This window comes from Lichenihabitans psoromatis (assembly GCF_004323635.1).
GTDB classification, from domain to species: domain Bacteria; phylum Pseudomonadota; class Alphaproteobacteria; order Rhizobiales; family Beijerinckiaceae; genus Lichenihabitans; species Lichenihabitans psoromatis.
This window is the reverse complement of the sequence record NZ_CP036515.1, coordinates 2,162,990-2,176,594: the sequence shown is the minus strand read 5'-3', so window position 1 is coordinate 2,176,594 and position 13,605 is coordinate 2,162,990. Positions and strand designations below refer to the sequence as shown.

The window sequence follows — 13,605 nt, the reverse complement described above, 5'->3', positions numbered from 1 at the left end:
CAGCATCGGCGTCCTTGAATGTACACTCTCGATCTCTGTCGCTGTCCCGATGATGTGAAGCGGCCTGCCCCCAGTGGGTAACATCGACGTGAGCTGACAGCTAGTGGACAGGTCGCGATCCTAAGAGTGCGGCGGCGGTGCTTCACCGTCGCGTCGAGGCACTGCTGTTGAGTTCATCACATCGAGCGTCCGATGCCGCGGTATCGGACGGTCCGTCGGACAAGCCCGTGCGCCAGCTGGCCGAAGAGTCCTCCGTGGAAACGGCTTCCTCCGCTTGGCTCCTGGCGCGTCCGGCGGCGACCGCTGCTTCGTTCATCGCGGCCTTTCTCGCAGTCCGCCTCGTCCTGATGCTCGCCATCGGCTTCGGCAACGACGAAGCCTACACCCTCGCCGGTGCACGGACTCTGCACCTCTCCTATTTCGACCATCCGCCCTTGCACATCTGGCTGGCGCATGTGGCTTCGCTAGTGGTCGAGGAGACGCGGTGGGTGCGGCTGCCCTTCGTGCTGCTCTTCGCGGGAACGGGGTGGCTGCTGTTCCTCGTCACCCGACACCTTTACGGGCCGCAGGCCGCCGTCTGGAGCGTGGTCGCTCTCAACCTGTCGATCTTCTTCACCGTCTCGGCCGGAGGCTGGGTCGTTCCCGACGGGGTCCTGATCTTCTTTCTCCTAGCGGCAGTCCAGGCGCTGCTGCCGGTCCTGATACCGAAGCAGAATGGTGATAAGGCGTCGCCATGGCGGGCTTGGCTGCTCGCGGGCCTGTGGTTCGGGCTGGCCGGCTTGTCAAAGTATAACGCGATCCTAATCGCGCTGGGGCTGATCGCCTTCATCATTACCTCCCCCCGCCACCGGCGCTGGCTCGCGCATCCCGCGCCTTATTTCGGCGCGCTTGTGGCGTTCGTCATCCTGACGCCGGTGCTGGTCTGGAACGCGCACAATGGATGGGCCTCGTTCGCCTTCCAGACGTCGCGCGGTCTCCCGCAATCCGCCCTGCGCCCTGCGCAGGTGCTTGCTATGCTCGCTGGCGAGGCGGCGTTCCTTTCGCCGTGGGTGGCGGTCCCGCTCGCTGCCGCCCTCCTCGGCGCCTGCCGCTCTCAGGGTCGGGACGCTGACCGACTGCTGCTGGCCTTGTCGCTGCCGGCTATCGTGCTCTTCTCGATCGCGCCACTCTGGAGCACGCGAGGGCTCCCGCATTGGCCGATGCCCGGGTGGCTCTTCGTTTTCCCGCTGCTTGGCGCCTGGATCGAGAAGCGCCCTTCGCGCTGGTTCTCGCCAATAAAATGGGCGATCGGATCGACTGTCGCCTTCGCCGTGGTGCTGGTGGTTGCGGTGGGCTTGACGGCAGAAGGATGGGCGTCGCGTGGCGTAGCGGCTTCGGGGGCGGGACAGGACCCGACGCTGGAGAGCCTCGACTGGACCGCGCTTCGCAACGCCGACGCGGTAGTCGCCGCGCACCCAGCTTTCGTGGTGACCACGCGTTGGATGGATGCCGGGAAAATCGCCCTCGCCCTCGGCAAGGACGTCCAGGTCGCTATATTTTCCGACGATCCTCGACAGTTCGCCTTCGGTCCCGCGATCGACCGCTTCGTTGGGCAGGATACCCTCATCATCGTGCCGGCGCCGTTGCTCGCTCAGCAATTGCCGCGCCTGAAGCCGTACTTCGCGACGCTCGATCCTCCCGAGCATGTCTGGATCGGCCGGCACGGTCGCGACGAGGTCGAGCTTGGGATCATCCGCGCCCACGGCCTGCTCAGGCCCTACCCGCTGCCCTATGCGTCGAAGGCTTCCGCCACGGTGCCGCCTAGCGTGCGGTCATGATCGCTCGCCTTGGCCGTCAGGACCAGTCAAAACCCTGTTTGGCACCGCTGCTATCCGTCATCGTCCCGACGTTCAACGAACGCGACAACGTCCCGATCCTGTTCGACCGGCTGGCCGTCGTGCTGCGCCACATCCCATGGGAAATGATCATCGTCGACGATGACTCGACGGACGGGACGTGGAATTGGGCGAGGCAGAAGGGTGCGACGGATACCCGTCTTCGCTGCCTGCGTCGCGTCGGTCGGCGTGGGCTGGCGGGGGCCTTTATCGAGGGGGCCCTATGCTCCTCGGCGCCGGTCATCGCCGTCATCGACGGCGACCTGCAACACGACGAGACGATCCTCCCGGCGATGTGGCGGCTCATCGCCGACCGGGAAGCCGATCTCGTCATCGGAACGCGTCGGATCCGCGGCGGCGGCGGCATGAGCGCGCCCCGCCGCTGGATCAGCGACGTCGGAGCGGCGCTCTCCCGCATCGTGCTCAAGCGTGCCGTTGCCGATCCAATGAGCGGATTCTTCATGGTCCGACGCGACCTCATTGAGACGATCGCGCCGTCCCTCGTCTCGGACGGCTTTAAGATCCTCGTCGACGTCCTTTTGCATATCCCCCGCGACTTGCGCGTTGCGGAAGTCGCTTACGACTTTCGCAAGAGGGGTGGCGGCGACAGCAAGCTCGATGCTCGCGTGCTTGTCGACTATGCGGGGCTGATCGTCCACCGCCTCTCCGGCAACCTCGTCCCCATCCGGATGACGGCCTACGTTCTGGTCGGTCTGGCCGGTCTCCTTGCCCATATCGTCCTTCTGCGATTCATGATCCACGTCACCCCGAAGCTGGGCTTCCACGCGATGGAGACGCTGGCATCCTTCGGCGCTATGCCCGTCAACTTCTTCTTGAACAACGCGCTGACGTTTCGCGAGCGGCGGGTCCGGGGCTGGTCGATGGTGCCGGCCCTCATGCTTTTCGGCACCGTTTGCAGCGTCGGGGTCCTGGCTAACCTCAGCGTGGCGACCTGGATCTTCGCGGACACGCCACGATGGTGGCTGGCGGGCTTCCTCGGCGCATTGGTCAGCGCGTTCTGGAACTACGCCGTGAGCGCCGTCGTCGTGTGGCCGCTCAGGAGGGTACGCGTCTTGCCTCGTGCCGTCGCGGCCGAGGCGAGGGAAGACGACGCTCCTCGACGAGCAGAAGTTGGGCACTCTCCATGAGCCGCGACGGACCGGCGGAACTTTACTGGCTGGCAGAGGGCGAGGTCGGCACCCCTACTGATCGCCCGCGGGCCTGCCGGGCGAAACCAAACATTTCACGTCGGGTGTGCTCTTCACCTTTGCCACCTTTCTTGCGTTGATCACGTCCTGCTCGGCGCCTCGCCTGGCGGTGATGGCATCGAGGAATAATCCCGCGGTAACGCCACAAATCAGCGCTTAGATCACCGCCCTAACTTTCTTCATGTCATTGAGCGGAACGATGTTACCGAAACCTACCATTTTCGCATGGCGCATTAGCCGAATGCAAACGTCCCGTTTCTAACTGTATGTTTGGAGAGCCCTCTTTCACCGATATACGCTAGTGTGAGAGACACGGCTCGACTGCAGGGTCAGCCAGAACCCCGGGCTGGAGGTCCAATCGTTGCGCATCCTGCTTGTCGAGGATAGCCGGGACCTGTCGACTTGGCTCGCCAAAGTCCTTCGGAACGACGGCTACGCAGTCGATCTGGCCTATGACGGCGAAGAAGCCGACGATCTGCTCCAACTCGCGGCCTACGATCTCGTGATCCTCGACCTGGCGCTGCCCCGCCTCGATGGGCTCGACGTGCTGCGCCGGCTGCGGGCGCGGGGCGGCACGGTGCCGGTGATTCTGCTGACCGCCAATGCCAGCCTAAACGGCCGGGTACGCGGGCTCGACGAAGGCGCCGACGATTATCTCGTCAAGCCGTTCGAGGTCGCTGAGCTCGAGGCGCGGATCCGGGCGCAATTGCGCCGTGCCGATGGGCGGCCGACGCCCCTCCAGAGCTGCGGTGACCTGATTTTAGAAACCAGCAGCCGAACCTTCACGCTCGCAGGGCTTCCTCTCGCACTGACACCGCGGGAACATGCCGTTCTGGCGGCCCTGATGCGCCGGCCGGGTCGAACTCAAAGCAAGACCGTGTTGGCCGAAGCCGTGTTCGGCTTCGACGATAACGCTGACCCGAGCGCGATCGAGATTTATGTCCATCGCCTTCGCAAGAAGCTGGACGGCAGCACGGTCACGATCGCAACGTTGCGCGGCGTCGGGTATCTGCTCCGCGACGATGCGTCATAGTCTGCGCGCTCAGCTTCTCGGCTGGGTTCTCGTCCCCCTGCTGCTGCTCGCCGCCCTGAACGCCACCGCGAGCTGGATCAGTGCGCGCGCCGCCGCCGACCTCGTGACCGATCGCACGCTTGCGGCCTCGGCTCGGTCGATCGCCGAACAAGCCACCGTCGAAGACGATCTCATTCAGGTGGTGGTGCCGCCCGCGGCGCTGGAGATGTTCGATACCGGATCGGGTGATTTCGTCTACTACGCCGTGATGGATGGCGCGGGGCGCCTGCTCGCCGGAACAGCCGACCTGCCGCGTTGGAGCAAGATCGAACCAAGCAGCGGGTCCGCCGCGAAGGAAGTCGTCTACCGCGACCGACCGTTGCGGCTGCTGATGTTGGATCATCCCATCGCCGGGCCAGGTCTGCGGGCCTCGGTGACGGTCGTGCTGGGCACGACCCTGAACAGCCGGAATGCGCTGCTGTTGCACTTATGGGCCATTGGCTTCGGACAACAGCTCGCGCTCATCGTGGCGGCTGGCCTCTTCATGCTGCTCGGCCTCAGACGGGGTCTGGCCCCACTGCTTCGCCTGCGCGATGCGGTTCTGGCCCGGCCGAGTACAAGCCTCGAGCCGCTCGAAGCCGGCGCCGTGCAGGCCGAGTTGCAGCCGTTGGTCGCCGCTCTGAACCGGCAAATCGAGCGGGTACAGCGCCAGCTTGCGGCGCAGCACCGTTTTGTCACCAACGCAGCGCATCAGTTGCGAACGCCGCTGACGCTGCTCAACGTTCAGGCCACCTATGCGCGTCGCCAGCTTGGTACCGCAGAGCAGGACGCCGCCTTGGCGGCCATTCAGGCCAGCACTCAACAGATGTCGCGCCTCTCCGGCCAATTGCTGACCCTGTCGCGCGCCGAGCCGGGAAGCCGTCGCGCGCGGAGCGATCTGGTCGATCTCGGCACCATGGCGCGCCGCGTTCTGGACGATGTCGCCGAAGGCGCGCTCGCCAAGGGGATCGATCTCGGCCTCGACGAGGCGACGAGCGCCACCGTGCGCGGCGACGCGACGATGCTGGCCGAACTGCTGGTCAATCTTGTCGACAACGCCCTGCGCTATTGCCCCAAGGGAAGCACCGTAACCGTCGTGGTGCGGCGGGATGGCGAGACCGCGCTCTGCTCGGTGCAGGATAATGGCCCGGGTCTGCCTCCGTCCGAATGGGAGCGGATCTTCGAACGCTTCTATCGCGCACCCGATACGCAGGCCGAAGGCAGTGGCCTCGGCCTCGCGATCGTGAGGGAGGTCGCGACCGCGGCTGGGGGAACCGTGCTGGCGCGCAGAATGGAGGGCGGCGGCCTCGTGGTTGAAGTGCGCCTGCCTGCGGCGTGATCGTCAGCGGCGCGGCGCCCTCAATGGCTGTCGAACGGAACTGGCCGCCACTTCACCAGTCTATTCTCGACGATCGTGATGATCCCCTCGACCACGAGCGCGAGGACAGCCAGGATCACCATCGCGGCAAACACACCATTGGCGTTGAAACTGCCCTGCGCGGTCGAGATCAACAGGCCGACGCCCTTCTTGGCGCCCAGAAACTCGCCCACCACGGCACCCACCAGCGCGAAGCCGAAGCTGACGTGCAAGCTGGCCAGGATCCAACTCATGGCCGATGGGACGATAACGGCCCGGGTGATCTGAAACGGCGATGCACCGAGGATCTGGGCATTGGCGATCATGGCGCGGTCGGCTTCGCGCACACCTTGGAACGCATTGGCGAAAACCACGAAGAACACCATGACGACCGCCAGTGCCACCTTCGACGCCATCCCGAGCCCTAGCGCGATGATGAAAATGGAACCGAGCACCACACGGGGAATCGAATTGGCGACCTTGATGTAGGTCGAGAAGATGTCGGCCAGCAGCTTGTTACGGCCGAGAACGATGCCGCAGACGATGCCGCCGACCGCACCGATGAAGAAGCCGAGCAGGGTCTCTTCCATCGTCACCAGGATCTGCTCCCACAGCGGCCCCTGTGATGTGCCTTCGGTAATCCAGATCCAGACCTGGTCGGCGATGCCGGACGGGCTTGCGAAAAAGAAGGGGTCGATCAGACCAAAGCGCGTGCCGAGTTCCCAGCCGCCGAGGACGACGACCAGGATCGCAATGCGAGCCGTGATCACAATCTGGCTCCGCTGGCGCGAGGCGTGTCGGGCCGCGATCTCGAGGGTCGACGGGCTGGTCAGGGTGGCGGGCGGGTCGAGCGTCTGACCGATGACCGTCATGGATGCTCCTCAGGCGGCGGCCGCAGAGGCCTGGTTGTGGCTGCGCTGCACTTCTTCGCGCAAGTCGCCCCAAATGGTGCGGGCATAGTCGATAAAGGCGGGGTCGTAGCGGATCTCGGCCGTCACGCGAGGGCGCGGCAGGTCGATCGTGTAGACCGCCTTCACGGTCGCGGGGCCAGCGGTCAACACGTAGACCTTGTCGGCCAATGCGATCGCCTCTTCGAGATCATGCGTCACGAAAATCACGGAAGCGCCGGCATCTGACCAGAGGCCGAGCAATTCGTCCTGCATTAGCGTTCGGGTCTGGATGTCGAGCGCGCTGAAGGGCTCGTCCAACAGCAGGATTTTGGGCTGATTGATAAAGGTCTGGGCGAGGGCGACGCGCTTGCGCATGCCGCCCGACAGCTGATGCGGATAGTGCTTCTCGAAACGAGAAAGGCCGACGCGGGCGATCCAATCGCGTGCTTTGTCGTGCGCCTCGGCATTTCCGGCGCCGCGAAACATCGGCCCGGCCGCGACATTGTCGAGCACGCTACGCCAGGGAAACAGCGCATCGGCCTGGAACACGAAGCCGATGTCGCGGCTGATGCCGGTCACCGGCTTGCCGAACAAGCGAACCTCACCCTGATTGGGCCGCGCCAGCCCGGTGACGAGGTTGAGCGTCGTCGACTTACCGCAGCCGGTGGGGCCGACCACGCAAGTGAATTCGCCCGGCGCGACCGTCATCGAGAAGTCCCGCAGCGCCGTCATCACCTTGGCGTCAGGGGTGACGAACCGGCGCGTAACGTCGATGAGTTCGATAGCCGGGGTGGCGCCGCTCACTTGGCGGCGTCCACATAGGCGCTCGTGTAGGTCTTGGCGAGATCGACCGACTTGCCTTGCACATTCTTGGAAAAGCTCTGCAGCACCTTGAGCACCGTCTCGGGCCCATTCGCCGGCATCCGGCCATCGGTGGTGAACATCGCTTTGCCGTCGGCAAGCCCCTGCACGTAGAGCGCTTTGTCGCCGACGTAATAGTCCTTCGGCATCTGCTCCGCGATCTCGGCCGCGCTGTGGTCATGCATCCAGTGCAGCGTTTTCACCAGAGCGTTAGCGAGCTTCTGCGCCTCGTCCTTATGGCCGTCGAGCCACGCCGACTGCACGTAGAAGGACGCGGCCGGATAGGGGCCGCCGAGCGCCTCGGCAGTCTTGTCCGGGGTGCGGAGGTCGATCAGGACCTGGGCTTCGCCGCGTTTGACGAGCTGGCTGACGGTCGGCTCGGTCGTCATCCCGGCCTGGATCTGGTCCTGCTTCATGGCGGCTATGAACGTGTTGCCGGCCCCGACCGGCAGCAGGCTGTAGTCGCCGGCCTTGAGCCCGGCCCGCGAGACGATGAAGCGGGTGAGGAAATCGGTCGACGAGCCGAGGCCTGTGACGCCGAGCGTCGCTCCTTTGAGGTCCGCAGGCCCTTTCACCGACGCGGCGCTCTTGGTCGACAGCATCTCGACTTCGCCGGGCGCTTGGCTGAATTGCACCACCGACACGATCGATTTTCCCTTGGCCTGCAAGTCGATCGTATGATCGTAGAAGCCGACGACGCCCTGGACGGCCCCGGCCAGCAACTCGTTCTCGGCCTCGACCCCAGCGCGGCTGTTCACGAGGTCGACGTCGAGCCCCTGCTCCTTAAAGAAGCCCAGCCGTTCACACAGGACCGGCGGCAGGTAGATTTGTTTTTCCATGCCGCCCACGATGATGCTGATCTTATCGGCAGCATATGCGGCCGGCGAACCGCACAACGCGACCGCTACGGTCACGAGCTGCAGACGTTGCTTGGTGTTGAGCATGTCGTCACTCTCCCCGAGGTTTCTAGTTCTTGCCGTAGGCCAGCACCGTGAACGTATTGGGGTAGAAGGTGTTCGGGTAGAATGGCGAAACGCTGGTCAGGATCTTCTTGGTGGGGTCCGCCGACCCTTCGGCCGTGACGGCGTAGATCGTGCCGGTTTTGTGATCCATCGCCATGGTGCGAACGAAAGCGCGGGTGCCGAGCGTCTCCTCCGGCTTGTAAGTATCGGCATCCTGTTGCGCGAAGACGTTCAGGTTGGCGCCGAGGCCATTGGTCGAAAATATGCGCTTCAACGTGGGGTCGTAGGCCAGGCTGTCGGTACCGGCGCCGATCTCCGCGCTATAGACGACCGAACCCTTCGCCCCATCCAGCACGATCAAAGACGGCTTGACAGTACCTCGACCCCGGCAGCCGACGAATACCCTGTCGTCGGCCACATCGGCCGCGATGGAGGTCGGCTGGCCGCAGAGGGTCGCGACATCGATCTCGGCCAGCACTTCGCTGCCCGCCGTATCGATTTTGTAGATCTTGTCGAGATCCTGGGCGGCGAGGAAGAACGCCGTGCCGTCACTATCGGCCCCCTCGACCTTATGGCTGGGGACGTGCAAGTGGCCAACGTCCTTCATGGTGGTGGGATCGAGCATCACCAGGTCGGTCCCATCTTTGCCGCCAGCGAGGTTCACTACCAGCCGCTTGCCGACCGGGTCGAAATGGCTGGTATCGAGATCCTCGCCCACCTTGACCGGCGGTTTCGCGTCTAGGGTCGAGAGCTTGAATGGGATGATGGTGCCGTTCTCGTTGTTGGACAGCCCGAGATCAAGGTCAGGGATGATAACGGCGCCGTTCGAGCTTGCCTCCGCGGTACCATCGATGACCTTGACGACCGTATGGGTCGCGGGATCGAAGACCTGCAGACCTTCCTTGCGGTGGCCCAGGAACACGTGGTTCGCAACGGCATCGAATGACACATAATCCCAGCCCGACGCTTTGCCGTCGATCGTGGTGGCGGATTTGAGATGCCAGCCATCCTGAGCAACGGCCAGCGATGCCGGCAACACGGCGGCTGTACTCAACAGCGCCAAGACCACTGCGGTCCTCATGCGGTTCTCTCCCGAAAAACGGCAGCCGGTTGATCCAGCAGCGTCGATGTTGCGAGCAGACTAATCGGCTCAGCTTTCAGTCCGCTTTCAACACGCTCGAAACATTCGGAAAGTTGACGTCCTTTGCTGTGACGCAGCGAAGATCAGTCTTTCGAAAGTCCGGGCAGCAGAGGCGTATGTTCGATTTTGACGGACATTAAGGCCTCGGGTGAGATACCAAGCGACTTGAGGATCGTCGGTGCGACTTGCGAGGTCGCTACCGGTGTCTTCGACGCGGCCGCGGTCATGCCGGGGTTAGACACGATGAGTGCCACATTCGTATCCTCGAAGCTCAAACCGCCATGCTCTGCATTCTTGGTCTTCGACGTCGTGTAGATGGTGCCGTGGGTCGGACGCACGATGACGTCGGGCGTGCGGCCATCGATCCGCGGGTCGTTGAACGTGAGCTGGAGATTGTCGCCGCTGAGCACTTGGTCGATGAACAGAGCCTTGGCATTGATATTAAGGTACTCGGCCAAGACCTTAGACTTGCTTTGGTCCTCCAGCCATATTAGCGCGACATCGTCGTCCTGCACGAAACCACACGGCCCACTGTCACATTTTGCGGCCGACGCGAGCGCCTGGGCTCCGGCATTCGAGCCGGCGTCAGGTAGAGCTGCCACGAGATCGGCGAAATGGCCGGGCTTGTTGACCTTGACGGGATTGATTGGCGATTGGCCGTGCTTAGAGCTGACGATGAATAGAGTGCTGTCGTAGAGCTTTTGCTGCTTAAGTTCGCTGATCATGCTGGCCAAGGCAGTGTCCGTTTGCTCCAGGCCATAGCGGAGTACATCCGTCGGCGTACCGGCCCCATCCGCATAACCACCTGGCTGGCCCGTGTGGCCGCTGTGTGCGCATGATCCGTCCTTGTTGTCGCTCGCCAGCTTCTGCCCGACGCTCACGGCCTGAAAATCCATACCGAACACGGTTGGGACGCCAGCTCCGGCGGTTCCGTCGTGGCGGAGGCCATGGATCTCATTGATGATGGCCTTGACCTTTTCTTGATCGTTCAGAACTGTGCAATCGACGCTGGCGGTCGCGTCAATCCCGTTAAAGTTCGTGATTTCCGGCGTGTAAAGATCGTCGACTCCGTTACCGGACGGGCCGTTGACGAGATCGTAGGCCGGATGCTTGTCGGCCCAGGCCGTATGGCCGCCATTCTGCCTGACCACCTCAAATATCGTGTTTGTCTTTAAAGCCGAGTGCGGGTAGAGCGCGACGCATTTGCCGCTTCCATCGCGGAAGCGAGGTAACGCGGCCGGGTCAATGATGTTTTTGGAAATATGGTCCGCATCATACGCGTCGATGCTCTCGTCAAAAACCAGCATGCTGCCGGCTTTTCCGCTGCAGTCGACGTTGCTAGGGCTGTAAACGCTGCGCGAATAACTGACATCGTAGTAGAATTCATGCGTCACCGGAGAGCCGCCAGTTACCAGCGCCAAGAGACCTGGGAATGAATCCGACAACGATGGCGTGCTGGCGTTGCTGTACGTGGTGCCATGGCTGGCCAATTCAGCCAAGGCTGACGTCGGGTGGTCTTGGACGTATCGGGCGACATCGAGGGCATGAAGGCCATCGACACTGATCAAAAGAACATGCTCGATTTGGGCTGCCTGCACTGAACCGCAGACCATGATTCCAGCCAACAGCGCCAGCGTCATTGCTTTCAAGGTCATGATAGCCTCTCCAATCTTCATTGTCGAAAAGCCTGATCGCATCCTATCTCAGCGGTATGACAGTGATCTACGAGCGAGGAAAAGCGACAGCCGGCGTACGGGGACTGGATGGGACCGTGCCATCTGATGCCGACCAGACGCTGCAATCGTCGGCCGAAGCATCGTGATACAGGCGCATTAGCCGAGGAGGCAGAAGCTCAGCTTCGGTGAGACTTGACAGCTTGCGGGGCATTGAGCAGTTCACGAGCGAGCCGCGCGGGCCGATGTCAGATAAAGCCTTTGTTCGCAAGGGAAGCGCGACGACGGTGATCGTCCATGCGGCACCCGCGAAGGGCATACTGGCTTTTGACGGCACCAGCACGCAGGCTGATTGGACCGCTTTCAATTGCACGAAGCCGGCAATCCTATGGACGAGATGAGGCTCGTGATCCTTGAAGCAAAGTTCGTCATCGAGATATCGATCACAAGGCGTTCTCTCTCACCGCTTGCCGGCCATCACCGCAAGCCTGCAAGTGCGACGAAGCTGCTTGAGAAACTCCGACAGTGCGGGGCGCTAATGCTGCCCTCATTTCCAGGCGCTAGCTCAACGCCGCGCGGCGAAGTCGCTCCGCTTTGTTTCGGAGAATTCCTATCGTGAAACACCCGACCACCTCCACACTCTCGGCCTTTGCGCTTCTATGGGGTTTCGGCCAGCCCCTTATGGCGGCGACACCGACCCCACCCTCGCCAGGACTGTTGGCCGCTACGTTTCTAGGAGACTTGTCGTCTTACAAAGCGATCGCGGTTGACACACTGGAACTCATTAACAAAGGCGATATCACCGGCGCGCAGAAGCGCGGTACCGACCTCGAGACGGCCTGGGACAAGGCTGAAGACACGATGAAGCTCAGCGATCCAGCCAAGTGGCGCGTCATCGACAAAGCCATCGACCGCGTGCTCAACGCTCTTCGGGCGCCTCAGCCGCAGCAAGCAACCTGCGCGTCCGCACTCAACGATCTAATCAGCGCCATCAACAAGGGCGGCGCGGCATGATTGACGCGCCGGTTGGACGGGGAATGTACCCCTTTTCGGTGGATGCCTCCACGGGTCGCCGTCGCAAGCGTGGCCTCGTGCGCCAGCGCAGCAACGCAGCAGCATGCCTGTCGGCCCGATGTCTTCCGCCTCTGCACGACCGATATCCCGGATGAGAAGCGGATCGTCGCCTGCCCCGAAGCACGGACCAAGGATCTCAGCCCGGCGTGCCGGCTCGTGATCGATCCTCACCCCTCACGCGCTCCAAACCTGCACCGCTGCGGCCAGGCGGTGGTCCACTAACATACGGGAACCCGCCCCGAGCTCATGCTTGGGGCGGTTTTATTTTAACCGATGGTCATATCAACGTTGCTTTGCGGTCGAACGTTGATTGAAAGGGTTTTACTTCAGGGTCACACCTGACTTCGTCATGGCATCGGCGATCACCTTGTGACAGGTCGCGTCGTCGTCCTTCTTCATTGCAGCAACCGACTTGACGCTCGCGTCCTGCAGCGCCGACTTAGCGAGTGGGGTCAGCGTCGGCGATTTTAGGGCCGACTCGAGCTGGATCATGTCATTCTCGCAATCAGCATAAGCGAACGACATCGTGCCGCCGAAGGCGAGCGTCGCGAGTGCGAGGACGATTGATGTTCGGGTCATAGTAGGATCCTTCAAAGACAGAGAGTGACGCGCTTTTCTGTTACGCGTGGCCGTCAGCGCGCCTACCCGGCCACGCGGGGATCTCACGAACGCGCCGGCTCGGCGGTCACGTGGTCGGCCTTGCTGACGGTGAGATAGACCACGACCGCAGAGATCACCGCGAGAAAAACCAGGCTCGTGTTAACGGTGCCCCAGCCCCAGCCGCCCGCCAGATGCGGCTTAGCCAGGAGATCGCCAGTCGAGGCGCCAAGCGGGCGCGTCAGGACGTAGGCCGCCCAGAAACATAGGATCTCGTTAATCTTCAGAACGTAGTAGAACGCGGCGACGGCCGCTATCATGGCTGCAAAGACCACCACCGCCGTGCCATACCCCAGGTTGAGGCGCTCTGCGAGCAAATCGCCGACTGAGGTCCCGAGCGCAAAGGTGAACAGGATCGCGCCCCAATAATAGAGCTCACGCTTACGTGTCACGATCGAATGGATCGACAATGTTCCTTCGCTGCGATACCAAGCCGAGAAAACGAGGGTCAGGATTATTGCGAAAGCAATGGATGTCGTGACGAGACTGACGCCCATGCCGTCGACCAAGTTGTCGGAGATCAGCGTACCCACGACGCTGATGAGCACCACCGTGATCCAGTAGAGCGGCGGCCGATAATTGGTAGCGCGCACCTGAATGATCAACGCAACGATGAACACGGCTGTCATAATCCACGAGGTCACTGTAAGCCCGAGCTTCAAATTCGTGGTGAGAAGGTCGGCACCTGTTTCGCCGACCGTTGTCGCGAGAATTTTGACGACCCAGAACCAGATCGTCACCTGCGGAACCTTGTTGAGCAGCGTCGAGGATAATTTTGGTGCTGGAGCCATAGGGAACCGTCTCGCCGTTGAGACCACCCGCAAATGTCGTGGCGATCTGAGAAGAGCCGCAGGCTA

General features: G+C 62.5%; 12 protein-coding genes. 5 read left to right on the top strand and 7 right to left on the bottom strand.

What is annotated here, in order from left to right; all coding sequences use genetic code 11:
* Nucleotides 1–254 precede the first annotated feature (254 nt).
* From EY713_RS10105 to EY713_RS10090, 4 genes are all read left to right on the top strand, one after another.
* The gene (locus EY713_RS10105; RefSeq protein ID WP_131114675.1) at nt 255–1,817 is read left to right on the top strand and encodes a glycosyltransferase family 39 protein; all 1,563 of its coding nucleotides are present in this window, start codon (nt 255–257) and stop codon (nt 1,815–1,817) included.
* Nucleotides 1,814–3,022, top strand: coding sequence for a glycosyltransferase (locus EY713_RS10100; protein WP_131114674.1), 1,209 nt, complete (start codon nt 1,814–1,816; stop codon nt 3,020–3,022). Before EY713_RS10105 ends, EY713_RS10100 begins: the two co-directional genes overlap by 4 nt.
* A 421-nt stretch (nt 3,023–3,443) precedes the next feature.
* Nucleotides 3,444–4,115 carry a response regulator gene (locus EY713_RS10095; RefSeq protein ID WP_131114673.1) on the top strand — a complete coding sequence of 224 codons (672 nt, stop codon included), beginning with the start codon at nt 3,444–3,446 and terminating at the stop codon, nt 4,113–4,115.
* Entirely contained in the window at nt 4,105–5,472 is a 1,368-nt protein-coding gene (locus EY713_RS10090; RefSeq protein ID WP_131114672.1) for a sensor histidine kinase, read from the top strand. Before EY713_RS10095 ends, EY713_RS10090 begins: the two co-directional genes overlap by 11 nt.
* A gap of 20 nt (nt 5,473–5,492) precedes the next feature.
* Here EY713_RS10090 and EY713_RS10085 read toward each other — a convergent pair whose 3' ends face one another.
* The 5 genes from EY713_RS10085 to EY713_RS10065 form a co-directional block, all read right to left on the bottom strand.
* Nucleotides 5,493–6,362, bottom strand: a complete 870-nt coding sequence (locus tag EY713_RS10085) for an ABC transporter permease (protein WP_131114671.1) — start codon at nt 6,360–6,362, stop codon at nt 5,493–5,495.
* Nucleotides 6,363–6,371: 9 nt separating this feature from the next.
* On the bottom strand, nt 6,372–7,184 hold the full coding sequence (locus EY713_RS10080) for an ABC transporter ATP-binding protein (RefSeq protein WP_165491090.1): 813 nt from the start codon (nt 7,182–7,184) through the stop codon (nt 6,372–6,374).
* Entirely contained in the window at nt 7,181–8,185 is a 1,005-nt protein-coding gene (locus tag EY713_RS10075; RefSeq protein WP_131114670.1) for an ABC transporter substrate-binding protein, read from the bottom strand. Before EY713_RS10075 ends, EY713_RS10080 begins: the two co-directional genes overlap by 4 nt.
* A 22-nt stretch (nt 8,186–8,207) precedes the next feature.
* On the bottom strand, nt 8,208–9,284 hold the full coding sequence (locus EY713_RS10070) for a YncE family protein (RefSeq protein ID WP_131114669.1): 1,077 nt from the start codon (nt 9,282–9,284) through the stop codon (nt 8,208–8,210).
* Nucleotides 9,285–9,427: 143 nt separating this feature from the next.
* Nucleotides 9,428–10,999 (bottom strand): alkaline phosphatase family protein, encoded by a 1,572-nt coding sequence (locus EY713_RS10065; protein ID WP_165491089.1) that lies wholly within the window; start codon nt 10,997–10,999, stop codon nt 9,428–9,430.
* A gap of 633 nt (nt 11,000–11,632) precedes the next feature.
* Here EY713_RS10065 and EY713_RS10060 point away from each other — a divergent pair.
* Complete coding sequence (locus EY713_RS10060) at nt 11,633–12,031, top strand: histidine kinase (RefSeq protein WP_131114667.1); 399 nt, start codon at nt 11,633–11,635, stop codon at nt 12,029–12,031.
* A gap of 381 nt (nt 12,032–12,412) precedes the next feature.
* Here EY713_RS10060 and EY713_RS10050 read toward each other — a convergent pair whose 3' ends face one another.
* Both EY713_RS10050 and EY713_RS10045 read right to left on the bottom strand, forming a co-directional pair.
* Entirely contained in the window at nt 12,413–12,670 is a 258-nt protein-coding gene (locus EY713_RS10050; protein WP_131114665.1) for a hypothetical protein, read from the bottom strand.
* Nucleotides 12,671–12,753: 83 nt separating this feature from the next.
* The gene (locus tag EY713_RS10045) at nt 12,754–13,539 is read right to left on the bottom strand and encodes a COG4705 family protein (protein WP_131114664.1); all 786 of its coding nucleotides are present in this window, start codon (nt 13,537–13,539) and stop codon (nt 12,754–12,756) included.
* Nucleotides 13,540–13,605: the final 66 nt, after the last annotated feature.

Bases quoted from the DNA above. Each gene is read 5' to 3' on its own strand.
- EY713_RS10100 (WP_131114674.1), top strand. From the start codon at position 1,814: ATGATCGCTCGCCTTGGCCGTCAGGACCAGTCAAAACCCTGTTTGGCA.
- EY713_RS10090 (WP_131114672.1), top strand. From the start codon at position 4,105: ATGCGTCATAGTCTGCGCGCTCAGCTTCTCGGCTGGGTTCTCGTCCCC.
- EY713_RS10085 (WP_131114671.1), bottom strand. From the start codon at position 6,362: ATGACGGTCATCGGTCAGACGCTCGACCCGCCCGCCACCCTGACCAGC.
- EY713_RS10075 (WP_131114670.1), bottom strand. From the start codon at position 8,185: ATGCTCAACACCAAGCAACGTCTGCAGCTCGTGACCGTAGCGGTCGCG.
- EY713_RS10070 (WP_131114669.1), bottom strand. From the start codon at position 9,284: ATGAGGACCGCAGTGGTCTTGGCGCTGTTGAGTACAGCCGCCGTGTTG.
- EY713_RS10065 (WP_165491089.1), bottom strand. From the start codon at position 10,999: ATGACCTTGAAAGCAATGACGCTGGCGCTGTTGGCTGGAATCATGGTC.
- EY713_RS10050 (WP_131114665.1), bottom strand. From the start codon at position 12,670: ATGACCCGAACATCAATCGTCCTCGCACTCGCGACGCTCGCCTTCGGC.
- EY713_RS10045 (WP_131114664.1), bottom strand. From the start codon at position 13,539: ATGGCTCCAGCACCAAAATTATCCTCGACGCTGCTCAACAAGGTTCCG.